19 protein-coding genes are annotated in these 24,620 nt (G+C 71.9%); 9 read left to right on the top strand and 10 right to left on the bottom strand.

The genetic code is table 11. The features are described 5' to 3' along the window. Positions 1-61 precede the first annotated feature (61 nt). From MZC64_RS05250 to MZC64_RS05260, 3 genes are all read right to left on the bottom strand, one after another. Positions 62-6,583, bottom strand: a complete 6,522-nt coding sequence (locus tag MZC64_RS05250; protein ID WP_247755892.1) for a type I polyketide synthase — start codon at positions 6,581-6,583, stop codon at positions 62-64. Continuing rightward, on the bottom strand, positions 6,580-8,334 hold the full coding sequence (locus MZC64_RS05255) for a fatty acyl-AMP ligase (protein ID WP_247755893.1): 1,755 nt from the start codon (positions 8,332-8,334) through the stop codon (positions 6,580-6,582). The genes MZC64_RS05250 and MZC64_RS05255 overlap by 4 nt, the downstream gene beginning before the upstream one ends. A 135-nt stretch (positions 8,335-8,469) precedes the next feature. Continuing rightward, positions 8,470-9,312, bottom strand: coding sequence for an alpha/beta hydrolase family protein (locus tag MZC64_RS05260; RefSeq protein WP_247755894.1), 843 nt, complete (start codon positions 9,310-9,312; stop codon positions 8,470-8,472). Positions 9,313-9,347: 35 nt separating this feature from the next. On the opposite strand from MZC64_RS05260, the gene MZC64_RS05265 reads away from it, so the two are divergent. After that, positions 9,348-10,532 (top strand): MFS transporter, encoded by a 1,185-nt coding sequence (locus MZC64_RS05265; protein WP_247755895.1) that lies wholly within the window; start codon positions 9,348-9,350, stop codon positions 10,530-10,532. Here MZC64_RS05265 and MZC64_RS05270 read toward each other — a convergent pair. The 3 genes from MZC64_RS05270 to corA all read right to left on the bottom strand — a co-directional run bounded on the left by MZC64_RS05270 (position 10,489) and on the right by corA (position 14,174). Further along, complete coding sequence (locus MZC64_RS05270) at positions 10,489-12,564, bottom strand: MMPL family transporter (RefSeq protein WP_247755896.1); 2,076 nt, start codon at positions 12,562-12,564, stop codon at positions 10,489-10,491. The genes MZC64_RS05265 and MZC64_RS05270 overlap by 44 nt on opposite strands. Positions 12,565-12,685: 121 nt before the next feature. Then, positions 12,686-13,087: a hypothetical protein gene (locus MZC64_RS05275; protein WP_247755897.1), complete on the bottom strand. Its 402-nt coding sequence runs from the start codon at positions 13,085-13,087 to the stop codon at positions 12,686-12,688. 4 nt (positions 13,088-13,091) lie between these two features. Beyond that, positions 13,092-14,174 (bottom strand): magnesium/cobalt transporter CorA, encoded by a 1,083-nt coding sequence (gene corA, locus MZC64_RS05280; RefSeq protein WP_247755898.1) that lies wholly within the window; start codon positions 14,172-14,174, stop codon positions 13,092-13,094. A 297-nt stretch (positions 14,175-14,471) separates the two neighbouring features. Between corA and MZC64_RS05285 the strand changes: the two genes are divergently transcribed. Beyond that, a complete protein-coding gene (locus MZC64_RS05285) occupies positions 14,472-14,975 on the top strand; it encodes a MaoC family dehydratase (RefSeq protein ID WP_247755899.1) in 504 nt (167 codons plus the stop codon). 5 nt (positions 14,976-14,980) lie between these two features. Further along, on the top strand, positions 14,981-16,072 hold the full coding sequence (locus MZC64_RS05290; RefSeq protein WP_247755900.1) for a DUF2332 domain-containing protein: 1,092 nt from the start codon (positions 14,981-14,983) through the stop codon (positions 16,070-16,072). Here MZC64_RS05290 and MZC64_RS05295 read toward each other — a convergent pair. After that, complete coding sequence (locus tag MZC64_RS05295; protein WP_247755901.1) at positions 16,069-16,518, bottom strand: NUDIX domain-containing protein; 450 nt, start codon at positions 16,516-16,518, stop codon at positions 16,069-16,071. The two genes, MZC64_RS05290 and MZC64_RS05295, sit on opposite strands and share 4 nt — an antisense overlap. Positions 16,519-16,658: 140 nt before the next feature. On the opposite strand from MZC64_RS05295, the gene MZC64_RS05300 reads away from it, so the two are divergent. Genes MZC64_RS05300 through MZC64_RS05320 form a run of 5 tightly spaced genes read left to right on the top strand, consistent with a single transcriptional unit; the run spans position 16,659 to position 19,470 of the window. Then, complete coding sequence (locus tag MZC64_RS05300; RefSeq protein WP_185000007.1) at positions 16,659-16,820, top strand: hypothetical protein; 162 nt, start codon at positions 16,659-16,661, stop codon at positions 16,818-16,820. 19 nt (positions 16,821-16,839) lie between these two features. After that, the gene (locus tag MZC64_RS05305) at positions 16,840-17,400 is read left to right on the top strand and encodes a PH domain-containing protein (protein WP_185000006.1); all 561 of its coding nucleotides are present in this window, start codon (positions 16,840-16,842) and stop codon (positions 17,398-17,400) included. A gap of 19 nt (positions 17,401-17,419) precedes the next feature. Beyond that, positions 17,420-18,277, top strand: a complete 858-nt coding sequence (locus tag MZC64_RS05310; protein WP_247755902.1) for a PHP domain-containing protein — start codon at positions 17,420-17,422, stop codon at positions 18,275-18,277. Between the two features lie 51 nt (positions 18,278-18,328). After that, positions 18,329-19,165 (top strand): RecB family exonuclease, encoded by an 837-nt coding sequence (locus tag MZC64_RS05315; protein ID WP_374205622.1) that lies wholly within the window; start codon positions 18,329-18,331, stop codon positions 19,163-19,165. After that, a complete protein-coding gene (locus MZC64_RS05320) occupies positions 19,162-19,470 on the top strand; it encodes a hypothetical protein (protein ID WP_247755903.1) in 309 nt (102 codons plus the stop codon). Before MZC64_RS05315 ends, MZC64_RS05320 begins: the two co-directional genes overlap by 4 nt. On the opposite strand, the gene MZC64_RS05325 is transcribed toward MZC64_RS05320, so the two are convergent. Beyond that, entirely contained in the window at positions 19,467-20,303 is an 837-nt protein-coding gene (locus tag MZC64_RS05325) for an NAD-dependent epimerase/dehydratase family protein (protein WP_247755904.1), read from the bottom strand. The genes MZC64_RS05320 and MZC64_RS05325 overlap by 4 nt on opposite strands. Before the next feature lie 226 nt (positions 20,304-20,529). Here MZC64_RS05325 and MZC64_RS05330 point away from each other — a divergent pair, with 226 nt between their 5' ends. Further along, positions 20,530-23,325: an AAA family ATPase gene (locus MZC64_RS05330; RefSeq protein WP_247755905.1), complete on the top strand. Its 2,796-nt coding sequence runs from the start codon at positions 20,530-20,532 to the stop codon at positions 23,323-23,325. Here MZC64_RS05330 and MZC64_RS05335 read toward each other — a convergent pair. Then, entirely contained in the window at positions 23,322-23,708 is a 387-nt protein-coding gene (locus tag MZC64_RS05335) for a DUF3037 domain-containing protein (RefSeq protein WP_247755906.1), read from the bottom strand. The genes MZC64_RS05330 and MZC64_RS05335 overlap by 4 nt on opposite strands. Continuing rightward, positions 23,705-24,553, bottom strand: coding sequence for a HipA family kinase (locus MZC64_RS05340; protein WP_247755907.1), 849 nt, complete (start codon positions 24,551-24,553; stop codon positions 23,705-23,707). The genes MZC64_RS05335 and MZC64_RS05340 overlap by 4 nt, the downstream gene beginning before the upstream one ends. Between the last annotated feature and the right edge of the window lie 67 nt (positions 24,554-24,620).

Below are 24,620 nucleotides of genomic sequence, written 5' to 3' on the forward strand. Positions count from 1 at the left end.
CTTGGCCCAACTGGTACGGCGAGTTTGCCCAACTGGCTGTACCAGTTGGGCCAACTCGGCGTCAGGGGTGGTGGGGGGTTGGGGTGAGGGAGCGGAGGAGGTCGCGGAGGTGGGTGGCGATGGCCTCGACGTTGGGTGGGTCGAGGACTGACAGGTGGTGGCCGGGGACGCGGATCACCTCCAGGCCGGGGCAGAACTCGTCCCAGCCCAGGGGCGGGTCGTCGCGGTCGAAGCGGGGGTCTTTCAGGCCGCCGGGGGTTTTGTCGGCGGCGCTGTAGAGCACGACCCGGCCGTCGTACAGCTCGGGCTGGTAGCGCTCCAGGACCCGGGTGTCCAGGAAGGAGGTGCGCTGGTGGTGCAGGATCGCGGTGCTGACCTCGACGTTGACCAGCTCGTGCGTGGTCATCTGCTCGATCAGCAGATCGATCTGCTCCTCATCGCCCAGCCTGGCCAGCACGTCGTAGGGCAGCTCGATCCGCCTGCCGTAGCTGGTTTCCAGGAAGTCCGCGAACCGCCGGAAGCGGAGTTCGGCCAGCCGTACCTCGTCCAGGCCCGCGGGTAGCGGCAGCGGGTTCAGCGAGTCGAACATCGCCACCAACTCGACCTCGGCGCCGGCCGCGGTGAGTTGCTGGGCGACCTCGTAGGCGAGGAACCCGCCCAGTGACCAGCCCGCCAGCCGGTACGGGCCGTGTGGCGCCACCGCGCGGACGTGGTCCAGGTAGCACCCGGCCTTCTCGGTCAGCTCGCGCACGTGGTCGACGCGGTCCAGGCCGTAGGCGGGTTGATCGGCATCGAGCAGATCGACCAGCTGCCGGTACACCGCGGTGTCGCCGCCCGCCGGGTGGAAGAAGAACAGCGGGGGCTGGCCGCCGTCGCGGCGGAGCACCCGCAGCGGGGACTGCCCGCTGCCGACCTCCCGCTCCCGCACCCAGCGGGCCATGCCCTCCACCGTGGGCACCGCGAACAGCTCGTCCACCCGCAGCGTGCGACCGCTGCGCTCGGCCAGCAACGCGGCGATCCGCTCGGCCTGCACCGGGGTGCCGCCCGCCGCCTCGAAGGTCTCGGTGACGCCGACCGGGCGCACCAGCACCTCCTGCCACACCGCGCCGACCAGGCGTTCCGCCGCGTCCCTCGGGGGCACCAGCACTGGCTTGGCCGGGCCGGATTCCCTTGCGCCGAGCGCGAGTTCGGCGAACAGCCAGCTTTCCAGCTCGGCCAGACTGGCCCCGCGCAGCAGCACCGAGGTGGCCAGGGTGAGGTCAAAATCGTGCTGCACCGCGTTCTTCACCCGGACCGCGAGCAGCGAGTCCAGGCCCAGCCCGGTCAGTGGAGTGTCGGCGGGTAGCGCCTCGGCGGCGAAGCCCATCAGTCCGGCGATCCGAGCCCGCAACTGGCCACCGGCGATCCGCCGCGCCTCAACGGGGTCCACTGTGGACAGTGCGGAGACGCCGGGCCAGTCCGGGGTGGCCGCGGGTGCGGCCGGGATGAGATCGGCGAAGAACGGGGTACGGGCTGCTGCCGGGAACAGTTCGGCCAGTGCCCGGACGTCCAGACGCAGCACGCCGGTGGCCGCGCGACCCGAGGCGAGTACCGCTTCCAGTGCGGTCAGGCCCTGTTCCGGGGTGATCGGGGCGACCGCGCCGACCTCGCGGTCCGCGGCCAGGCCGACCTCGGCCCAGGTGCCCCAGTTGATGGTGGCCGCGGGCTGGCCCTCGCCGCGGCGGCGGGCGGTGATCGCGTCCAGGTAGGCGTTCGCGGCGGCGTAGGCGGCCTGGCCGGGGGAGCCGAGCAGCGCGGCCGCGGAGGAGAAGCCGAGCCACCAGTCCAGCGGCAGTCCGGCGGTGGCCTCGTGCAACCGCCAGGCGCCATAAGCCTTGGGGCGCCACACCCGGCGCACGTTGTCCGCGTCCAGCCTGCCCAGCACCCGGTCGTCGAGCACCGCGGCCGCGTGCACCACGCCGCGCAGGCTCGCGCCGTCCTGGGCGGTGGCCACGATCCGTTCCGCGACACCGGGATCGGCGATGTCCCCGGTGACCACCTCGATCAGCGCGCCGTGCGAGCGGAGGTCGGCGATCACCTGCTGGGCGGCCGAGTTCGGGTTGGACCGGCCGTTGAGCACGACCTTGCCCGCACCGCGTTCGACCAGCCAGCGGGCCAGCACCAGGCCCAGCCCGCCGAGTCCGCCGGTGACCACGTACGCGCCGCCGGAACGCACCACCGGGGCCTCGCCCGGCTCGGGCAGCGTGGCCCGGCGAAGCCTTGTCGCGTACCGGATCCCGCCGCGCCAGGCCACCTCGTCCTCGGTGCCGCCGCCGAGCAGTTCGGTCAGCAACCCGGTCACCGCCGCGGTGTCATCCACGTCGACCCAGCTCGCCCGCAGCGCCGGTTGCTCGAAGGCCAGCACCCTGGCCAGACCACGTAGCGCGGCCGCGGCCGGGCGGACCAGTTCCGCGCCCACCACATCCGCGCCACCCGCGCCGAGCAGCCACAACCGGGGCGTGAGCGCGCGGTCGGCGAGCGCGCCGACCAGGGTGGAGGCGGCCACGGTCAGCCGCAGCGCCGCGTCCAGGCCCTCGGGACCGTCCGGTTCCGGTTGCACCAGGACGATCCCGGCCGGTGCGGTCTGGTCGAGCACACTGGTCAGCAGTTCGGGGGTTATGTCCACAGTGGACAGAACGATCGGGTGCCTGCCGGCGGCGAGCAGGCCGTCGGACAGGTCGCAGGTCAGCCGGTCGTCCTCGCCGATCACCAGCCAGGTCCCGCTGGTCTCCGCGACCGGGCCGGGTGGTGGATCAGCGCGCTGCCAGACGGTTTCCAGCAGCAGCTCACCCAGTGGCACGGTCAGTTCGGTGCGTTGCACCCGGCGCACGAACACGCCGTTGATCTCCAGCACCAGCCTGCCGTCCGGATCGCTGAGCCGCACGTCGGCCAGCACCCCGCCGCCCTCGCCGGACACCGTGACCTGGCACAGTCCGCCCCGGCCGACCTCGCCGTAGACCCGGATCGCGCCGAACTCCATCGGCAGGTGCAACTCGTTGTCCGCGGCCGGGGGCAGCGCCGCGCCGAGCACCTGGAGGCAGGAGTCCAGCACCGCCGGGTGCGCGGCGAAGCGCGGGTTGGGCGGGGCCTGTTCGGGCAGCACCACACTGGCCGCCGCGCAACCGTCGCCGGTGGCGTGCACCTCGGTGACCCCGGCGAAGGCCGGGCCGTGCTGCTGACCGAGCGCGCGCAGCCGCCGGTACAGCTCGGCCCGGTCGATGCCTTCCCCGGCAAGCACATCCGAGCCGTCGAAGGGATCGGGGTCCGTGCTGGACACGGGTTCGGCCGCGGCGACCTTGGCGGTGGCGTGCAGCAGCCAGACGTCGTCCTCGGCCCGGCTGTAGATGTTGACCAGGCCACGCAGGTCGCCGCCGGGGATGAGCACGGTGGTCAGCCCGGTGCGCGCGCCCAGGGCGAGCGGCCGGTGCAGGGCCACATCACTGGCCTGCACCTGGCTGATCGGCAGGCCGAAGGCCGCACTCGCCGCGGACAGCGCGATCTCCGCGTAGGCCACGCCCGGCAGCACCGGCACCTCGTCCACCCGGTGATCGGTCAGCCAGGGCAACGCCTCCAGGCCGACCTCGGCCGACCACAGGTGCCGGCCGTCCTCGGGCAGTTCCAGATGGGTGCCCAGGAACGGATGTCCGGCGGGCAGCGCACCGCGGCGGCGGCTCGGCGCCACCCAGTACGGCTGATGTCGCCAGGGCGTGGTCGGCAGCTCGGCCGGCGTGCCCTTGCTGCGGGGCAACGGATGTCCAGCCAGTCGCAACCGGCCCAACTCGTGCCGCAACTGCGCGCGTTCGGGTTCGTCCCGGCGCAGACTGGCCAGCACCACCGGCTCGGACCCGTGCGCCCGCGCGGTCTCGGTGATCGCCTGGGCCAGCACCGGATGCGGCGCGATCTCCAGGAACACCCCGTAACCCTCGGCCAGCGCCTTGGTCACCGCGTCCGCGAAGCGCACCGGCTGCCGCAGGTTCGCCACCCAGTACCCGCCGTCGAAGGCGGGCCGCTCGGACACCGTGCTGTAGAAGGGGATCTCCGGCTTGCGGCCGCGCAGCCCACGCAGTTCGGCGGCCAGCGCGGGCAGCACCGGCTCGACCCTGGCGGAGTGGCTGGCCACATCCACCTTGACCAGGCGGGCCATCCGCCCACTCGCCTCGACCCGCTCGACCAGCCGCGCCACCGACCCCGCGGGTCCGGCCACCACGGTCTGTTCCGGCGCGTTGTGCACCGCTATGTCCACATCGGACAGTCCGGCGGCCACCGCGGCGACCTCCTCGGCCCGCAGTTCCAGCACCGCCATCACGCCGGGTTCGGCCAGTGCCGCGGCCAGCCGGGACCGGGCGGTCACCACCCGCACCCCGTCGGCCAGCGACAACGCGCCGCTCACCACGGCAGCGGCCACCTCGCCCACCGAATGCCCGATCACCGCGTCCGGCCGCACATCGTAGGAGCGCCACAGCTCGGCCAGGGCCACCTGCACGGCGAACAAGGTCGGCTGCACCACGGCGAAACCGTCCAGCTCGGCCCGGTCCAGCAGTAGTCGTTTCGGCGAGAACCCGGCCAGTGCCTGCACCAGTTCGTCCACTTCGGACAGTGCGTCGGCGAAGGCCGGTTCGGTGGCCAGGAGTTCCGCGCCCATGCCCGTCCACTGCGAGCCGTGCCCGGAGAACACCCACACCACACCCGAGCCCAGCCGGTCCCCGCGACCCGCGGCGATGTTCGGCGCGACCCGGCCCGCGGCCAGCGTGCGCAGCCCAGCAAGGAGTTCTGCCTTGTCCGAGGCGGTGATCAGAGCCCGGCTCGGTCCGGCGAACCGGCGGTGCAGCGCGTGCCGCACCGCGCCAAGATCCGTCTCCGCGGTGACCAGCCATTCGGCCAGGCTGCCCGCGGTGTCCCGGATGCGTTCTGGAGAGGGGCCGGACAACAGGTAGCCGTCCGGCCCCTCCGCCGTCGAAGTGGAGGCAGTCGCGGCTACCTCCTCGACGATCACATGCGCGTTGGTGCCGCCGAAACCGAAGCCGGAGACTCCGGCGCGGGCAGGGCGGTCCTGACGCGGCCACGGCCGGGCAGCACTGGCCACCGCCAGGCCCAGCCGGTCGAACGGGATGTGCGGGTTGGGCTCGGTGAAGTGCAGGCTGGCCGGGATGGCGTCGTTGGCCAGCGCGAGCACCACTTTGATCAGCCCGGTGATGCCCGCCGCGGCCTCCAGGTGGCCCACGTTGGTCTTCACCGACCCGATCAGCAGCGGCGCCGCCGGATCCCGGCCCGCGCCGAGCACCGCACCCAGGGTGCCTGCCTCGATCGGGTCTCCGAGCAACGTACCCGTGCCGTGCGCCTCCACATAGTCCACTTCGGACGGTTCGATGCCAGCGTTGGCATAGGCGGTGCGCAGCAGGGCTTCCTGGGCCTCGGGGTTGGGTGCGGTGATGCCGTTGGAGCGGCCGTCGGAGTTGACCGCCGACCCGCGCAGCACCGCGAGCACCCGATCCCCGTCCCGCCGGGCATCGGAAAGTCGCTTGAGCACCACCACACCGGCGCCCTCGGCGCGCACCATGCCGTTGGCCGCCGCGTCGAAGGCCCGGCACCGGCCATCCGGCGAGGTCACGCCCATCTGGTCGAAATTGACCGTGACTCCTGGCGACAGCAACAGGTTCACGCCCCCGGCCAGCGCCACCGCGGTCTCGCCGGCGCGCAGGCTCTGCATGGCCAGGTGCACCGCGACCAGCGAGGAGGAGCAGGCACTGTCCACCGCCACACTGGGTCCGCGCAGGTCCAGCACGTAGGAGAGCCGGTTGGCCGCGATGCTCAGCGCCGCCCCGGTGCCGCTCCAGGCGTCGATCCGTTCGGCCTCGCTGATCGCCAGCTGCCCGTACTCGTTGCCGCTGATCCCGACGAACACCCCGGTCCGGCTGCCGCGCAGCCCGGCGGGCGCGATGCCCGCGTGCTCCAGGGCTTCCCAGCTCACCTCCAGCAGCAGGCGTTGCTGCGGGTCCATCCCGGCGGCCTCGCGTGGGCTGATGCCGAAGAAGTCGGCGTCAAAGCCGGTGATGTCGTCCAGGTAGCCGCCCCAGCGGGTGGTGCGGGCCAGCACCTCGGCCGCCTCCGGCGAGCCCGCGTGCCCGGCCCAGCGTTGTTCGGGCACCTCGGAAATGGCCTCCCGGCCGCTGGAAAGCAGGTCCCAGAAGGCTTTCGGGCCGTGCACCCCGCCAGGCAGGCGGCAGCCGAGGCCGACCACCGCGATCGGTTCGGCTGGCTGGGGGGCCGCTGACGCCGCGGGCGGGGCGGCGTCAGCGGCCTTCGGCGCGGCCACACCGAGCAGGGCCGCGCTGATTCCGGCGATCGTCGGGTACTCCCAGACCAGCGTCGCCGGAAGACTGCGGTCGAGGTGCTCCTCCAGTTGCCCGGACAGTGCGACCGCGTCCCGGGAGGAAAGCCCATAGCTGTCAAGGGGTTGGTGGATGTCGAGCTGTTCGGGCGGGCGGCCGGTGGCCTCCGCGACCCGGCGCAGCAACCAGTCCTGGAGTTGTTGCTGGGTGGTCATAGCCGCTCCCCGTAAACCCCGCCGAGGTACTGCTCGCGGGTGGCGTTGCGGGCGATCTTGCCGCTGGAGGTGCGGCGCACCTTGCCGGGCGGCACCAGCCGGAAATCGGCCAGCCGCAGGTCGTGGTGGGCCGCGACCGCCTGACGCACGGCCAGCCCGACCAGGTCGGGATCGCGGTCCTCCTCCGCAGCGTGCCGGGAGTACTCCGCGATCACCACGACTCGCTCGGAATCGTGGTCCGACAACGCGAACGCGGCCACGTAGTCCCGCCGGATCGCCGGGTGCGCCTCGTGCACGGTGCCCTCGATGTCCTGCGGGTAGTGGTTCTTGCCGTCGATGATGATCAGGTCCTTGGCCCGCCCGGTGATGAACAGTTCGCCTTCGTGGAACGCGCCCAGGTCCCCGGTGCGCAGCCAGCCACGCCGCGGGGCCGACTCGGGCCCGCCGGTGAGGTGACCGTCGAAGTCCTCGGCGGACTCCTCGGGCTTCTGCCAGTACCCGTTGGCCACGTTCGGCCCGTGCACCCACACCTCGCCCACCGTGCCCTCGGGCAGGGCCGCACCGGTGGCCGGATCCACCACCAGCACCTGCACCGCGATCCCGCTGCCCGCGCCGACCAAAGCCAGTGCGGTGTCCGAAGTGGACGGTGTGAGCCGACCGGCGCTCAGCTCGGTCCGGTCCACGTGCAGCACGGTCGGTCCGGCCGCGCCGGTGGCGGTCACGTACACCGTCGCCTCGGCCAGTCCGTAGGACGGTCGGTGCGCCTCCGGCCGCAGTCCGGCCGGGCCGAAGGCGGCGTTGAACCGCTCGATTGTCTTGGCCCGTACCGGTTCACTGCCGTTGATCATGATCTTGACCCTGGACAGGTCCACAGTGGACTTGAACTCCTCGCTGGTGCGCGCGACCGTGTAGTCGAAGGCGAAGTTGGGCGCCGCGGTCAGCGTGTTCGGGTGCGCGGCCAGCTGCCGCAGCCAGCGTTCCGGCCGCTGCAGGAAGGCGAACGGCGTGCAGAACACCCCGCGCGCGCCCAGCAGCACCGGCACCGCCAGCATCGACATCAGGCCCATGTCGTGGAAGAACGGGATCCAGCCGGAGCAGGTGACACTCTGGTCCAGCTGGTACGCGGCGGCGATCTGGGCCGAGTTGACCACCAGGTTCCGGTGCGTGATCACCGCACCGCTGGGCGCGCGGGTGGAGCCGGAGGTGTACTGCAGGTAGGCCGGATCGTCCATGGCCACCACCGCGGGCCGGAAACCCACCGCGGCCAGCGGATCCACCTTGTCCACCGCGAGCACCTGCTTGGGGCTGGGCGCCAGTTCGCCGTCCAGCAGCTTGCGCACCTGGGGCAGCGCGTGCTCGGTGGCCAGCCACACCTCGGGATCGCAGTCGGCCAGCGCGCCGACCAGCCGGGAGCCGTGCAGGCTCACCTCGGGCGCGAACAGCGGCACCCCGATCACGCCCGCGTACAGGCAACCCAGGAAGGCCACCACGTAGTTGAGGTCGTGCGGGGTCAGGATGGCCACCCTGGCGCCGGGCGCGGTGGTCTGGCGCAGCTGCGCGGCCAGCGCCCTGGCCAGCACGTCCAGTTCGCGCCAGGTCAGGGTGTGCTCGATCCCGGCCCGGTCCGCGCTGTAGTCGACGAAGGTGAATGCGGGGCACTCGCGCTCCGCGTTCCGGTGCAGAAATCCGGTGAGCGGCATCGACCCGGTGAAGTCGTGCTGTTCGGGCACGGCGAATTCGATGGGAGTCATCGGGGTCACCCTTTTCGGGAAGGGAGGCAGGAGTACTGGCCGCGCGTCGTCGAATGGCCGGTGTGAATCCATTGTCGAACGGATCCGGCGGATAGCAAGATGCTGGGGTATGTGAACCCCCGCACGCGGCAGACCCTACTTTCGTAGTACCTCCAGCAGAAAAGGAAAGGAGGTGTTCAGTTCCCGTCGCCAATAGGGCCAGGTGTGGGTTCCGGCGTAGGCGTGCACGGTCGCCGGAATGCCCAGCTCGGTGAGTCGCGCGGCCAGGTCGAGGGTGCCGGGTCCGATGATCCATTCCAGTACCGAACCGCCGGAGAATCGCCGGTCCAGCGGACCGCGCCGACCGTCCCCGGTACTCAGGTAGAGCGGGGTGCCGCGCAGCGCCTCGGCGTTGCGGTAGGGGTCCTCGGCCAGCCAGCTCGCCCGCGAGGACCACAGTGAGCTGGTCTTTTCCCCCTCGCGACGGAGCATCGCGCGGGCGAAGGCCGGCATGCCGCGGCGGGTGGTGTGCAGCAGTCCGCTGTAGGAGGCGACCGCGCGGAAGAAGCCGGGATGCCGCTGGGCGCCGCGCAGCACGCCGTAACCACCCATCGACACCCCGGCTCCGGCGCGCACCTCGTTGGCCCGGTAATGCTTTTCCAACAGTGCGGGAAGTTCGCTGAAAACGAATTCATCCCAGTGTGGGATCGTGCCCGTCCGATCCGGCGCGATCCAGTCGCTGTAGAGTCCGACCCGGCCGCCCGGTGGCATCACCACCAGGATCCCCGCCTCGTCGGCCAACCGAAGGATATCTGTCCAGCGCAGCCAGCAGGTATGGTCATCGCCCGCGCCGTGCAGCAGGTACAGCGTCGGCCAGCTATGCGCGCTCTTTCGCCACTGCTGGGGAACGAGCAGGGTGAGTTCCGTCTCCCGCCGGAGTGCGGAAGATTTCACCTGGATGTCGACCACTCGTTCGTCACGCCAGCGTTCACTGGGCATGCCACCAGCCTCCATTCATGGTGAGGGATAAATACGTGAATACCGCGGAACTGACTCGATCGCCCTGGCTGACCCTGGCCGCGGTGGCCGTCGGCTCGGTGATGACCGGTGTGGACGGCACCGCGCTCACCATCGCCGGCCCGGACCTGGCCATCGACCTGGGCGCCTCCATCACCGACCTGCAGTGGGTGGCCAACGCCTACCTGCTGGCCACCGCGCTGGCCCTGCTGCCGGCCGGCGCGCTGGCCGACCGCTACGGCCGGCGCGCGGTTTTCCTCTGCGGGGTGGCCGGATTCACCCTGACCTCGCTGGCCATCGCGCTGTCCGGCCAGGTGTGGCTGGTGATCGCCCTGCGCGCCCTGCAAGGCGTATTCAGCGCGATGCTGCAACCGGCTGCCCTCGGCCTGATCCGGGCCGGTTTCCCCACCAGGACACTGGGTCCGGCGATCGGCGTGTGGAGCGCGGTGGCCGCGCTCGGCCTGGCCGCCGGACCCCTGCTCGGCGGCCTGCTGGTGGCGGCCGGCGGCTGGTCGGCGATCTTCTACGTCAACCTGCCGGTCGGCCTGCTCGCCATCGCACTCACCCTGGCCTTCGTCCGGGAATCCCGCTCCGGACAGGCACTCCGGGTGCGCACCGTGCTGAACCTGGTGCGCCCCAGGCAGTTCCGGGTCGGCGTGGCCCTGGTCGCGGTGAACTTCGGCGCGCTGTTCGGGGTGCTGTTCCTGCTCACCCTCTACCTGCAGACGCTCAAGTCCCTGGACCCGGTGACCGCCGGGCTCTGGCTGGTCCCGGTGACCGGCGTGGTGGTGCTCAGCGCCCCGCTCGGCGGCGCGCTCACCCGCCGGTACGGCCCGATGCCGCCCGCCATCGCCGGGCTGCTGCTGGTCGCGGTGGGACTGGGCGCCATGGCCACCCTGGACGTGCACTCCGGCGCCGCCCAGGTCGCGCTGGCCACCGGACCGCTCGGCCTGGGCGGCGGACTGGCCCTGGTGGCCGCCACCGAGGCCATCCTGGCCACCGCCCCGCCCGAGGAGGCGGGCCTGGCCTCGGCGGTGCAGCAGGTGGCCGGTCAACTCGGCGGCCTGGCCGGGATCGCCGTGCTGGGCTCGATCCTGGACGGCGGTCGCGACTTCACCCACGGGATGCAGCTGGCCGTGCTGGTGGCCGCGGCCGCCGTCATCCTGAGCGCGCCGCTCGCCGTGCTGCTGCGGCGTCACTGAGCACCGACACCGGTCGAGGCCGGGACAGCCTGCTGGGCCACCAGATCGCCCGGCCCAGGTCCACCGCGAGCGCGGGCACCAGCAGCGAGCGCACCACCAGGGTGTCCAGCAGCACGCCGAAGGCGACCAGGAAGGCGATCTGGGCCAGGAACAGGATCGGTAGCACCGCCAGCGCGGCGAAGGTCGCGGCCAGCACCACCCCGGCCGAGGTGATCACCCCGCCGGTCACCGACAGCCCGACCAGGGTGCCGGCCTCGGTGCCCCGGCGCGCGGCCTCCTCGCGCACCCTGGTCATCAGGAAGATGTTGTAGTCGATGCCCAGCGCGACCAGGAACACGAAGGCGTACAACGGAACCCCGGGATCGGCGCCGGGGAAGTCGAAGACGTGGTTGAACACCAGCGCGGACACGCCCAGCGTGGCGGCGAAGCTGAGCACCACGGTCAGCATCAGCAGTAGCGGGGCCAGCAGCGAGCGCAGCAGCAGGGCCAGCACCACCAGGATCACCAGCACCACCAACGGAATGATCAGCGCCCGGTCCCGCAACGCGGTGTCCTGCACGTCCAGCTGGGCCGCGGTCGGCCCGCCCACCACCGCCGCCGCCCCTGGCACCGCGTGCACCGCGGTGCGCAGCGCGCGCACCGCCTCGATCGCGGCCTCGCTGTCCGCGGCCGAGCGCAGGGTGGCGTTGATCTCCACCCGGCCGTCCACCACCTTCGGCAACGCCGCTGCCTCGGCCACGCCCGCCACCCCGCGGGCCGCCGCCAGCACCGGATCCACTGTCGCCGCCGAGGTCACGATCACCGCGGGCGAGCCGCTGCCGCCGGGGAAATGCCGTCCCAGCGCCTGTTGCCCGGACACCGAGTCCACTGTGGACAGAAAGACGTCGGTCTGGGCCACCCCGTCCGCCTTGAGCTGCGGCACGAAGGCCACCCCGAACAACAGCACCGCGGTGGTCAGCACCCAGGTCCAGCGCGGCCTGCGGCCCACCAGGTTCGCCACCCGGCCCCAGATCCCGTCCTTGGCCGCCACCGGTTTCCGCGGCCAGAAAGCGCCGCGCCCCAGCAACATCAGCGCGGGCGGCAGGAAGGTCAGCGCGGCCAGCAGCGAGGCGACGATGCCGATCGCGGCCACCGGACCGAGGCCCTTGTTCGAGTTGAGATCGCTGAACAGCAGGCACAGCATGCCCAGCACCACGGTCCCGGCCGAGGCGCAGATCGGTTCCAGGGAGGCCCGCCAGGCCCGCCACATGGCCAGTCGCGGCCCGGCCTGCCGCAGCTCCTCCCGGTACCGCGCCACCAGCAGCAGCGCGTAGTCGGTGGAGGCGCCGAAGACCAGGATGAACAGGATGCCCTGACTCTGCCCGTTCAACGTGAGCACCTGGTCCCTGGCCAGCCGGTAGACCACCGCGGCCGCGCCAAGCAAGGCCAGTCCGGCGCAGGCCAGCACCACCACCGGCAGCAGCGGACTGCGGTAGACCAGCACCAGGATCAGCGCCACCACCGCCGCGGTCACCCCCAGCAGCAACCCGTCGATGCCGCCGAAGGTGGCCGCGAAGTCCCCGACGATCCCGGCCGGTCCGGTCACGTGTGCGCGCAGCCCGCCGGGCAGGCCCTCGCGCACCTTGTCCCGCAACGCCTTGACCGTCTCCCCGGCCCGGAACCCGTCACTGCCGTCCACCGGCGCCAGCGCCTGCGCCGCTTTGCCATCGGGCGCCGGAACCACCGGGGACGCCGGTCCTTTGAGGCCGTCCACAGTGGACGCCCGCCGCACCGACCGGGCGATCGCGTCCTGATCCGCCGGCGTCAGCCCGGAATCGCGCTCGAAGACCAGCACCGCGGGCAGCACATCGGCCTCGGCGAAGAGTTTCTGCTCGTTCGCCGCCCTGGTCGCCTCCGCGCTGGCCGGCAGGAAGGAGGCGTTGTCATTGCGTTGGACCTGGGAGAGCTTGCCCAGGTCGGGCAGGCCGATCGCGCCGATCACGATCCAGGCGAGCAGGGCGAACGCGGGCAGCACAAGGCGAAGACGGGACACCGGGACCCCCTGGCGGCTGGGCGAGGAATCCCGATGATGAACGCCGCCACCGGCCCGCTGACCAGCCGAAGGTCGGGTGCGCCCGGTGTCCTGTCACACAGCCCGTCGGATCACCCCAGGATCAGGGCAGCGACACCGGCGTCATCGTCCAGCGCCCGTCCAGGTGCACCGTCGGCACGTGCAGCAGGCCCCGGGAACCCTCCGGCCGCTGGTAGCTGATCGTCAGCTGCACCCGCCCCCTGATCAGCTCGGAGCGGGCGGAGATATCGGTGATCCCGGCCTCGGCGAAGCCGGCCACGGTGGCCTGGGCGGCTTCGTCGGCGCCGGACTTCAGCGAGACCAGTTCGGCCAGCTGGGCCGAGTCGGCGGCCTGTAGAGCCTCGGTGACCCGGCCGGCCAGTTCCTCGACCGTCTGGGTGCCGCGCTCGGGGCGGTTGGAGATCATCATGATGATCGTGGCGATCCACACGATGCCGAAGAGCACGATCCAGGAGCGCGGGCTGCGCGCGGCTTTGATGATCATGTCGTCACAGCCACTGGTTGCGGCGGAAGATGCGGTACAGGACGGTGCAGGCGATCAGGATCACGATCAGCACGATCGGATAGCCGTAGGTCCATTTCAACTCCGGCATCACGTCGAAGTTCATCCCGTAGATACCGGCGATCATGGTCGGCACCGAGATGATCGCGACCCAGGCGCTGATCTTGCGCATGTCGTTGTTCTGCCGCATGGTGATCTTGGCCAGCACCGCGTCGATCAGCGTGGTCAGCATCTCGTCGAAGGTGACGATCCGGTCGTGCACGGTGGTGAGGTGGTCGTCGACGTCCCGGAAGAAGGTGCGCACCTCATCGGGCACCAGCGGGATGTAGCCCTCGGCCAGCCGCCGCAGCGGGGTGGCCAGCGGACCCACCGCCCGGCGCAGCTCCATGACCTCGCGCTTCATCAGGTAGATCTGCTCCGGGTCCACCGCGCTGCGCGGGTCGAAGACCTCCACCTCCAGGGTGTCGATGTCGTCCTCGACCGCGCTGGTGACCTCCAGGTAGGTGTCCACCACGTGGTCGGCGATGGCGTAGAGCACCGCGGCCGGGCCGAGCATCAGCTTGGCCGGATCCTGCTCCAGCTCGGCGCGCAGCCCGGCCAGCGCCTGGTGCTTGCCGTGCCGGACGGTGATCACGAAGTGGCGGCCGACGAAGACCATCACCTCGCCGGTCTCCACGATCTCATTCGCCGTGGTCGGCGACTCGTGCGCGACGTAACGCACCGTCTTGAGCACCATGAACAGGCTGTCGTCGTAGCGCTCCAGCTTCGGCCGCTGATGCGCGTGCACCGCGTCCTCCACGGCCAGCTCGTGCAGCCCGAAGGTCTCCGCGATGCTCTGGATCTGCTGCTCGTCCGGCTCGTGCAGACCGATCCAGACGAAGCCGGTGCCGCGCTTGCGGACCTCCTCCACCGCGCCGGTGTGGGTCCAGCGGCCCGGCAACCGCTTGCCGTCTACGTAGACACCGCAGTCCACCACATAAGCGGAAAGCGGCACGGGAATCTGCTGCGGCATGGCACTTCCGTTACGGGGAGCACGGCCGCGCAGGCCGAGCGTGGGCAGAACGGACATGGAAGGCTCCAGTCGAACGCGACGCGAACACGGGTGTGCGGCCGGAACCAGGCTGGGGTTCCGGCACGAGAGCGCGTCCCGACCGGTCGATGGGTCCTACCTCGTTGTAGAAAGCCCACCGGTGAGGACGCGGTCGGTACTGGGAGGGTTGCTGTCCGTACTCATCGCATCTCACCTCCTCGGGGCCGTGGCCGGAACGGTGGATTCGCTCACAGACCGGTTGTCGAGACTACCCGTACCCGGGCAAGACTGTCCTCCCCGGTCTTGCTGGATCGGACACCACCCTTGGGAGGCAGCGTGCAGTTCGGGCGGTACTTCGAGGAGTTCGAGGTCGGCGCGGTCTACAAGCACTGGCCGGGAAAGACGGTCACCGAGTACGACGACCACCTGTTCTGCCTGATCACCATGAACCACCACCCGCTGCACCTGGACGCCCACTACGCGGGGGAGACCACCGACTTCGGCAAGAACGTGGTGGTCGGCAACTACATCTACTCGCTGCTGCTGGGCATGTCGGTGGCCGATGTCTCCGGCAAGGCCATCGCCAATCTGGAGGTCGAGTCGCTGCGGCACATCAAGCCGACCTTCCACGGTGACACCATCTACGGCGAGACCGAGGTGCTGGACAAGACCGAGTCCAAGTCCAAGGACGACCGGGGAGTGGTCTACGTGGAGACCAAGGGGTACAAGCAGGACGGCACCGTGGTGTGCGTGTTCCGGCGCAAGGTGATGGTGCCCAAGCGCAGTTACGGCGAAGCCCGCGGCGGCGAGCAGCCCGGCCGCCCCGAGCCGAAGGTCTGAGCCCGATGAGCGCACCGGCCGCCGAGCGGCTGCGCGAGTTCGCGGCGGCGCAGTCCGCCGCCTCCCCGCTGTATGAATGCCTGGCCGCGGGCGCCGCCGAGGACGCCGGGGTGACCGCCCTGGTGGGCGATGCCTCGCCCGAGTTGTTCCTGGCCGCGGCCCAGCGGGTGCTCTTCCGCGAGCCCTGGCACGCCCTGACCCGCTACTACCCGGCGCTGGGCGGCGCCGACGGTCCGGACGGCGAGCTGTGGCCGCTGTTCCGCTCCTTCGTGCTCGAACGCGCCGACTCGATCCGCCCGCTGCTGGCCGAGCGCTCGGTGCGGGAGGAGCTGGTCCGCCCGGCCGCGCTGCTCTACCCGGGCCTGGCCGTGGTGGCCAAGGAGGCGGGCAAGACCCCGATCGGCCTGGTCGAGGCCGGAGCTGGGGCCGGCTTCCGGCTGGTGCTGGACCGCTACGGCTTCCGCTACGCGGTCGCCGGCGGCGGGCCGGACATCAGCCGCGGCAAGAAGACGGCCCGGCTGGTGCTGGACTGCCAGGTCACCGATCAGGCGGGCAAACCGGCCGAGGCATTCGGCAAGCAGGCCAAACTGCCCGCGATCGCCGAACGGGTCGGCCTGGACGCGGACCCGGTGGACGTGGCCGACGAGGACGAGCTGACCTGGCTGGAAGCCTGCGTCCGGCCCGACCAGCCGCGGCGGCTGCGGCTGCTCCGGCTGGCCGCGGACGAGGTTGTGGCGGCCAAACCACCCCTGCTCCGGACCGACCCGGTCACCGGACTGGCTGCCGCCGCGGCCCGGATTCCGGCGGAAAACCCCCTGGTGGTCACCAGTTGCGGCCTGCTCGACGGTCGTTCCGGCGACTTCGCGACGGCCTGGGTGGACGCGCTGCGCACGCTGGCGAGTCACCGTCCACTGTGGTGGGTCAGCCAGGAGAGTTACCCGGCCTTCCCGGCCGAACTTCGCGCGGAGGCGGCTCACCTGGCCGAGGCGGACCGGGTGCTGAGCGTGATCAACTGGGTCGACGGCACGGTCCGGGTGCGCAGACTGGCTACCGCCGATCGGCTGACCCACGGACTGACCTGGCTCGGTCCGAACTAGCCGGGCGAGGTTCCGGCCCTGGCGCCGGCGGGGAGCGCTCCCCACTCGGCGAGCGCCTCCGCCAAACCGGGCGAAAGGGACCCTGCGCTGTGCAGTGCGTCGAAGATCACACCGTCGATCCAGGCCACCGCCGAAGCGTCGTCACCAGCCCGGATAAGCCCGGCGTTCGCCCGTACGGCGTAGTCGTGGATGACATAAACGCCGGTCGGTGACGGCCGCTCCACCGAACCGATCCAGCGATCGATCGCCCCGGTCAGCCCGGTCTCCTCGGACAACTCCCTGATCACAGCCCTGTGATCATCTTCTCCAGGCTCCACCCGGCCCCCCGGGATGGACCAGGAACCGGCTGAGGGAGGTTGGCCTCGACGGATCAGCAGAATGCGTCCGATCGGGTCGAAGACGACTGCGCCGACACAGCGGACGCGCTGGTCCTGGGCCTCCGGCATGACCACGGAGAGTAGTTCACCTGGGAAGGCCACGTGATCCGCTGCCCCAAGTGCGGTACAAATCTGCCATAGCGCGGCGGAGTGCGGTACAACGGTTCCGCAGGCGCCAACAAGGCCGTTAGCGGACGGGGTTGGTTTACATGAACTTGAAGAAGATCCTGATCTTCGCAGGTGTTGCTCTGGTTCTCTTCTTGCTCGTTACACAGCCAACGCAGGCAGCGGACGGCGTCACCGGCATCCTCGGCACGCTTCGTGGCGCGGCAGAGTCGATCATCACCTTCGTCCGGTCGCTGTTCAACTAGCGGCCGGGGGTAGCCACACGTGTTCTCGCCTCGTGACTCAGACGAGTACCTGCTCGACACCGAGCGACGCGTCATCCGCGTGCGCCGGCACTGGGCCAGTCTGCTCTGGGACATCTTCGAGGCGATGGCGCTGCTCGCCGGAGCAGTGATGATCTCCTACCTGCTGCCACCGGATGCCTGGATCATCCAGAACCTCCTGTGGTACGCGGCGCTGGTCATCCTGCTCCGGTTCGCCTACATCGTCATCGACTGGTGGGTCGAACGACTGGTCATCACGGACAAACGCTTCATGATCACCAGTGGTGTGTTCACCACCAAGGTGGCCATGATGCCGGTGACCAAGGTGACCGACCTGACCTTCGAGCGGACCATGACCGGGCGGATGCTCGGTTACGGCACGATCGTGGTCGAGTCGGCCGGTCAGATCCAGGCGCTCAACAAGATCGAGTACCTGCCGAAGCCGGAGCAGATCAACGACGCCATCTCCGAGCTGGTGTTCGGTGACAAGAAGGCCCAGGCCGAGCGCTTCACCATGATGAAGGCCAAGAAGCAAACAGCCGGTAAGAAGATCATCGGCTGAGTAGTCCACACTCGTGGACGTGCTCATCGACCTGCACGCCCACACGACCGCATCCGACGGAACCGACACTCCGGCCGAGCTGATGGCCGCGGCGTCGGCCGCCGGACTGCACACGGTGGCCATCACCGATCACGACACGACGGCCGGCTGGGCCGAGGCTGAGCAGTCTCGCCCGGCCGGCCTTCGCGTGGTCCGGGGCGCGGAGCTGTCCTGCATCGCGCCGGACGGCCGGGGCGGCCAGGTGACCGTGCACCTGCTGGCCTACCTGTTCGACCCGGACGCGCCCGCGATCGTGGCCGAGCAGACCCGGCTGCGCGCCGAGCGCCGCACCCGGCTGCGGCTGATCGCCGAGCGGATGGCCGCCGACGGGGTGCCGGTGGACCCGGACGCGATGTTCGCCGGACTGGCCCCCGACGCCTCGGTCGGCCGGCCGCACCTGGCCAGGGTGCTGGTCAAGGCCGGGCTGGTGCACACGGTGGACGAGGCGTTCGCGAAGTACCTGCGCGACGGCGGGGCCTACTACCTGCCGCGCACCGACACCCCGGTGCGGCGTGCGGTGGAGATGATCGCCGCGGCCGGCGGGGTGACCGTGTTCGCGCACCCCTTCGCCCGGCGGCGCGGTCCGGTGGTCGAGGCCGAGGTGATCAGGGACCTGGTCCGGCACGGGCTGACCGGGGTGGAGGTCGACCACCCCGACCACGAGCCCGCCGACCGGGACGAGCTGCGCGCGCTGGCCCAGGCGGAGAACCTGGTGATCACCGGGTCCAGCGACTACCACGGCACCAACAAGACCGTCCGGCTGGCGGCCGAGACCACCGCGCCGGAGCAGCTGGAGGCGCTGGTGGCCAAGGCGAGCGCGGTGCCGGTGCTCGGCTGAGTGTGACCGCCGACGCGGAGAGTGTCGGCAGGGGTGCGTACCGTGGGCGTCGTGGGTCAGCTTGGACTGGAACTGGAAGGCATGCCGCGCAAGCTGGTGCGGGTGACGCCGGCGAAGCTGGCCACCTGGACCGGGTGCCCGCGGCGGTACCGGATGAGCTATCTGGACCGCCCGGCGCTGCCGCGTGGCGGGGCCTGGGCGCACAACACGCTGGGCGCGGTGGTGCACAACGCGTTGCGGGCCTTCTTCGATCTGCCGGTGGCCCGGCGCACCCCGGAACAGGCCGAGGCGCTGGTGGTCCGGCACTGGAAGGGCGACGGGTTCCAGGACGGCGAACAGGCCGGGACCTACCGGGAACGGGCCCGCGGCTGGGTGCACGAGTACGTGGCCAACGCGGATGTGAGCATCGAGCCGGTCGGGCTGGAGCGCTGGGTGTCCGCGCCGACCGGGCGGATCGTGGCCGAGGGCCGGGTGGACCGGATCGACGAGCGGGACGGCGAGCTGGTCATCGTCGACTACAAGACCGGCAGGCACGCGCTGACCACCGATGACGCTCGGGGCTCGCAGGCGCTGGCGCTCTACGCGCTGGCCGCGGCCCGGACGTTGCGGCGGCCCTGCCACCAGGTCGAACTGCATCACCTGCCCACCGGTCAGGTGCTGAGCTGGGAGCACACCGACGAGTCGCTGGCCCGCCAGGTCCGCCGGGCCGAGGAGGCCGCCGACGAGCTGTCCGCGGCAGGCGAGGAGCTGGCCGCCGGCGGCGACCGGGAGGCGTTGTTCCCGACGGTGACCGGGCGGCACTGCACCTGGTGCGATTTCCGCAGGCACTGCCCGGAAGGCCGGGCGGCCGCACCGGAGCTTGAGCCGTGGGCGATGCTGGCGCCATGACCGGAGCATTGGAGGAGACGCCGCGCCGGGTCCGGCTGGGGGCGGTGTTGCGCGGCCTGAGCGGGTCGGTGGCGGCCGCGGTGGTGCTGCTGGCGGTGCTGGTGATCGGCGCGCAGATCTTCGCCGCCACCGAGTCCTGGGCCGGTCCGGGCTGGATCGCGGTGCTCGGGCACGTGGTGGCCGCGGTGCTGGCGGTGCTGTTGCAGTTCTTCGCCGACCGGCGGACCGGGGCCGGGGCCTGGGGCGCCGGGATCGGCGTGTTCGTGGTGGCCGGGGCCGCGTTGTGGCTGTGGTGGTGGAGTTAGTTCGCGAAGGCCAGGTCGTCGCGTAGTTCGGCCAGTCCCTGACCGCGGGTGCGCACCGGTTCGTAGCCGAGCTGGACGCGGGCCTTGCTGATGTCCAGGGTGCCTTCCAGACCCGCGCGCCACAGCGTCAGGTAGTCCAGCGGCGGTGGGCCGGGTAGCCGCAGGGCCTGCCAGCTGGTCTCGCTGAGCGTGGTCAGGGCGTGCGCCCGGCGGTAGCCGATGGTCCTGGTCGGGGCGGTCAGGCCGTCGGCGGCGAGCAGGTCGGCGATGAAGTGCCGGTAGGCCACCGGATCGTGGTCGGTGACGAAGTAGCTCTCGCCTGGACGGCCGCGCCGGGCGGCCAGCAGCAGCGCGTGCACCGCGTTGGCCACGTGCGTGGTGTCGGTCAGCTGGGAACCGCCGCCGATCCAGCGGAACCGGTCCGCGCGCACCGCCGTGCGCAGCCGGGGCGTGCGCGGATCGCCCGCGCCCCACAGCAATCGGGGCCGGATCAGCACCGTGTCCAGGCCGGTGGCCAGCAACGCCGCCTCGGCGCGGGCGGTGGCGGCGGCCTGGGGTGAGGGCGAACGGGGCTGGCGTGGGGTCAGTTCGGTGGCGTTGACCAGGGGCCTGCCGTACTGGACCGCGGCGTCCGAGCTGAGGCAGACCAGGCGGCGCGGGGCGCAGGCCAGGATCCGGCGCAGGGTGGCCGGGCTGAGCCGGGCGGTGAGGAAGAGGACCTCGATCCCGCGAGCCGCCGGGCTGAGCAGGGTGTGGCCCCTGGCCGTCAGCTCGGTGCTCAGGCGGGCGCCGACGAACCCCGCGCCCCCGATCACCGCCACTCGCACCGGCACGTCCTTTCCGCCGCCTCCATCCAGGCACCGGCGACCGGCCGGGGCAACCGTGGGGTTTGCCGGTGGCACAACGGGTTTCGCCGGAACGGCCGGCGGCTGCGCCGACCTGCGGCGGCGGTCTATCCCTTCGGTAAGTCCTTCGGCTGGGGTAGTGACTCGAAAAACGAATGTGATCGGCCTCACCGGCGGCGGCTCACTAGCATCGGCACAAAGCCGAGGGGAGCGCATGCCGGAACGGACCGTGCTGGAACGGGGGGCCGAACTCGCCGTGCTCGACGACCTGGTGCGCCGGGTGCGGGACGGGGGCTCGGCGCTGGTCGTGCTCGACGGCCCGGCCGGGATCGGCAAGACCACGCTGCTGCGCTCGGTGCGGGCGCGGGCCGAGGCAGCCGGGCTGCCGGTGGTGACCGGGGTGGGCAGCGAGCTGGAGCGGCAGTTCGGTTTCGGCGTGGTGCGCCAGCTGATCGAACCGCGGCTGGCCGCGGCCGGGGCGGCCCGCCGGGAGCAGTGGTTCACCGGCCCGGCCCGGTTCGCCCGGCCGGTGCTGGAGGAGGCGCCCGGTCCGGTGGACGCGGTGCCCGCGGACGCGCTCGGCGCGGCCCTGCACGGGCTGTACTGGCTGCTGGCCGGATTCGCCGACCACGGGCCGTTCCTGGTGCTGGTCGACGATGTGCACTGGGCCGACCTGTCCTCGCTGCGCTGGCTGGCCTACCTGGCCCGGCGGCTGGACGGGCTGCCGGTGGGCCTGCTGCTCGCGGTGCGCGCGGGCGAGACGCCCGCTGATCCGCGGGCGGTGGAGGAGATCCTGGCCAGTCCACTGTGTCAGGTGCTGCGGCCGGAGCCGTTGACCGCGGCGGCCGTCGGGGACCTGGCCAGGGTCGAGCTGGGCGGGCCGGTGGCGGCCGAGTTCGCGGCAGCCTGTGTGGACTCCACCGGCGGGAATCCGTTGCTGCTGACCGAATTGCTCCGCGGCCTGCGTGCGCACCGGGTCACCGGGGCGGCCGCGGAGACCGGGCTGGTGCCGGAGTTCGGCGTGGCCGCGATCGCCACCGGGGTGCTCGGCCGGCTGCGCCGGTGCCCGCCGGAGACCGGCCAGGTGGCCGACGCGGTCGCGGTGCTCGGGCCCGCGGCCACCCTCGCCCAGGTCGAGCGGCTGACCGGGCTGGGCGGGCCGCAGGTGCAGGCGTGCGTGCGGCGGTTGGTCGCATTGGGACTGTTCGTGGTGGACGGTCCGAAGTTCGTGCACCCCATGGTGCGCGAGGTGGTTTACCGGGATCTGCCGACCGGGGCGCGTTCGGCGCTGCACGAGCGGGTGGCCGAGTTGATGCAGGCCCGCGCGGCCGGGTTCGAGCGGGCCGGGCCGGACCAGGTGGCCACCCATCTGCTGCCGGTGGCGCCGGCCGGCGTGGCCTGGCGGGTGACCGCGTTGCGCGCGGCCGCCGCGGTGGCCAGGACCCGGGGCGCGCCGGAGACCAGTGCCGCCTACCTGGCCCGCGCGATCGAGGAGGGCCCGGAGGTCGAGCCGGAGCTGTACGCCGAGCTGGGGCGGGCGCAGTTGCATTTCGACGGGCTGGCCGCGGTGCGCACCCTGGGCATCGCGCACGAACGCGCCGGCGCCGCGGCCCGGCCGGGGCTGACCGTGGATCTGGCCAGGGCACTGCTCACCGTCGGCAGGGGCGCCGAGGGCCTGTCCCTGATCACCGCGGCGGTGACCGCGGCCGAGGGCAGCACCGAGCACGGCTACCTGCAGAGCGAGCTGTATTTCCTGTGCTGGCAGCACAGCGGCACCGCGCCGATGATCTCCCAGCGGCTGGCCGACCTGACCGAGGTGGCGGAGTCCGGGCTGCTGGGCCTGCGGTCCTGCCACGAGGTGTTCCGGCTCGGCTCGTCCGCGCTGGCCCTGGCTCAGGCCCGGCGGGCACTGGCCGGTCCGGCGCTCTACACCGAACACTGGGGCCCGCACATGTCCGCGGTGATGACCCTGATCCGCTGCGACGACCTGGACCGGGCCGCCGCGGTGACCAGCGAGGCGGTCACGCACGCCCGGCGGCAGGGCTCCTTCCTGCGCTACGCGCTGTCCACCTGCCTGCGGGTGCAGGTCCGGCTCCGCCAGGGTCGGCTCGACCTGGCGCTGGCCGACGCCGAGGAGTCCATCGGCGACCGCGATCCCGGCTGGCAACCCCTGGCCGCGCACCGCTACGCGCACTACCTGGACGTGCTGCTCGCCCTGGATCGCACCGACGACGCCCTGGAACTGCTCTACCGGATGGAACTAGACGGCGAACTCCCGGCACTCTGGCACTTCAACCAGGTCCTGGACGTGCGCGGCCGGTTGCGGCTGGCCCTGGGCGACCTGGACGGCGCGCTGGCCGACTTCACCGAATGCGGCCGCAGGCTGGCGTGCTGGGATGTGCGCAACCCGGCGGTGATCCCGTGGCGCAGTTACCAGGCCCTCGCCCTGCACGCCGCCGGCCGCCGGACCGAGGCGCTGGCCGTGCTCGAACCCGAGCTGGCCGCGGCCCGGGAGTGGGGGCTGCCCTGGACACTGGGCACGGTGCTGCGGGTGGCCGGCACGATCACCGGCGGCCGGGCCGGGGAAGCCCTGCTGGCCGAGGCCCTCGCCGTGGTCGAGCACGCCGAGGTGGGCCTGGTGCACGCCGAGGTGCTCACCGAGCTGGGGTTGCTGCGGCACCGGCTGGGCGCGGAGCAGTCGGCGCGGGAGACGTTGCGCCGGGCGCTGGCCGTGGCCGAGCAGTGCGGTGCGATCGCGGTGGGCCGCCGGGCCAGGGCCGGCTTGCGGGCGGCCGGTGGCCGGCAGCGGCGGGCCGAACACACCGGTCCGGCGGCGCTGACCGGCACCGAACGGCGGGTGGCGGCGCTGGCCGCGGACGGCCGGTCCAACCCGCAGATCGCGGCCGAGCTGACCGTGGGCGTGCGCACGGTGGAGATGCACCTGACCAATGCCTACCGCAAACTCGGCGTGTCCGGCCGGACCGAGCTGACGGCCGCGCTGAACAGTTAGGGCAGCACCAGCAGGCGCAGCAGGCGTTCGGTCTCCGCGGCCGGATCGGTGGTCAGGCCGGTGTGCACCGGGCCGGGCTGGATCACCGTGCTCTTCGGCGCGGTCAGCCAGCGGAACCGCTGCCCGAGGCTCTGTCCCGCCGCCGGGCCGACGGCAGGCTCGGCGCAGGTCCCGGCCACCGAGTGCAGCACCGAGGTGATCGCCGCCGGGTCCGCGGTGGGATCCAGCGCGCGCAGCCGGTCCGGGTCCAGGTGCACCCGGGAGCCCAGGTAGTCCAGGCGGTGGCAGTAGACCAGCACGCCCGCGTTGATGGACTCGCCGCGCTCGACCCGCGGGATCACCCGCAGTACCGCGTACTCGAATGGGTAGCGCTGCTCGGTCATCGCACGTCCCCCGGCAGGTGCTTGAGCCACTCCGGGCGGTTTTGGCCCCGTTCCGGGACCACCCGGTCGTTTCCCCGGTTCACCGCGGTTTCCACCAAGCCGGGCAGCCAGGTGTCGCGGGCGGCGAGGCGGGCGCTGAGCTGGGTGACGTAGGCCCGGCGCAGCTCGTCGGGGCTGTCGAACCCGGGTTCGTCGGCGAGCCAGTCGTCCGGGACCTTGGCCAGCACCTCGGTGAGCAACTCCGTGGTGACCAGTGGGGCCAGCGCCGCGTCGGCGGCCGGGACATCCGGGCCGAACTCGATCAGCAGGTGGTCGGCGGCGTTGTACGGACGGGCCGCGGAGGCCGCCGCGCCCGGCCAGTTGTGGTGGAAGATCAGCGTGGCGCCGTGGTCGATGAGCTGCGGTTTCCCGTGCCAGTACAGCATGTTCGGGTTCTTCCAGGACCGGTCCACGTTGCCGGTCAGCGCGTCGAACCACAGCACCCGCCCGGCGAAGTCCGGCTCGGCGGTGAACGCGCCGGGGTCGAAGTCCAGCGCGCCCGGCAGGAAGTCCATGCCCAGGTTCAGCCCGTGGCTGGCCTTGAGCAGGTCCTGGACCTCCTCGTCCGGCTCACTCGGCGCCATCGCCCGGTCCACCTGCGCGGTCACCAGCTCCGGCACCGGCAGCCCCAGCGCCCGCGCCAGCTCGCCGACGATCACCTCGGCGACCAGCGTCTTGCGGCCCTGGCCCGCGCCCCGGAACTTCACCACGTAGGTGCCCAGGTCGTCGGCCTCCATCAGGCCGGGCAGCGAACCACCCTCGCGGAGCGGGGTGACGTAACGAGTCGCGGTGACGTGGCGGAGCACGGTCGCAGCCTACGGCTCACCTCACGGCTCGCGAAAAGGCGTGGCGCGCCAGCGACACGGCGAGCCG

The organism is Crossiella sp. S99.2 (assembly GCF_023094165.1).
Lineage (GTDB): Bacteria > Actinomycetota > Actinomycetes > Mycobacteriales > Pseudonocardiaceae > Crossiella.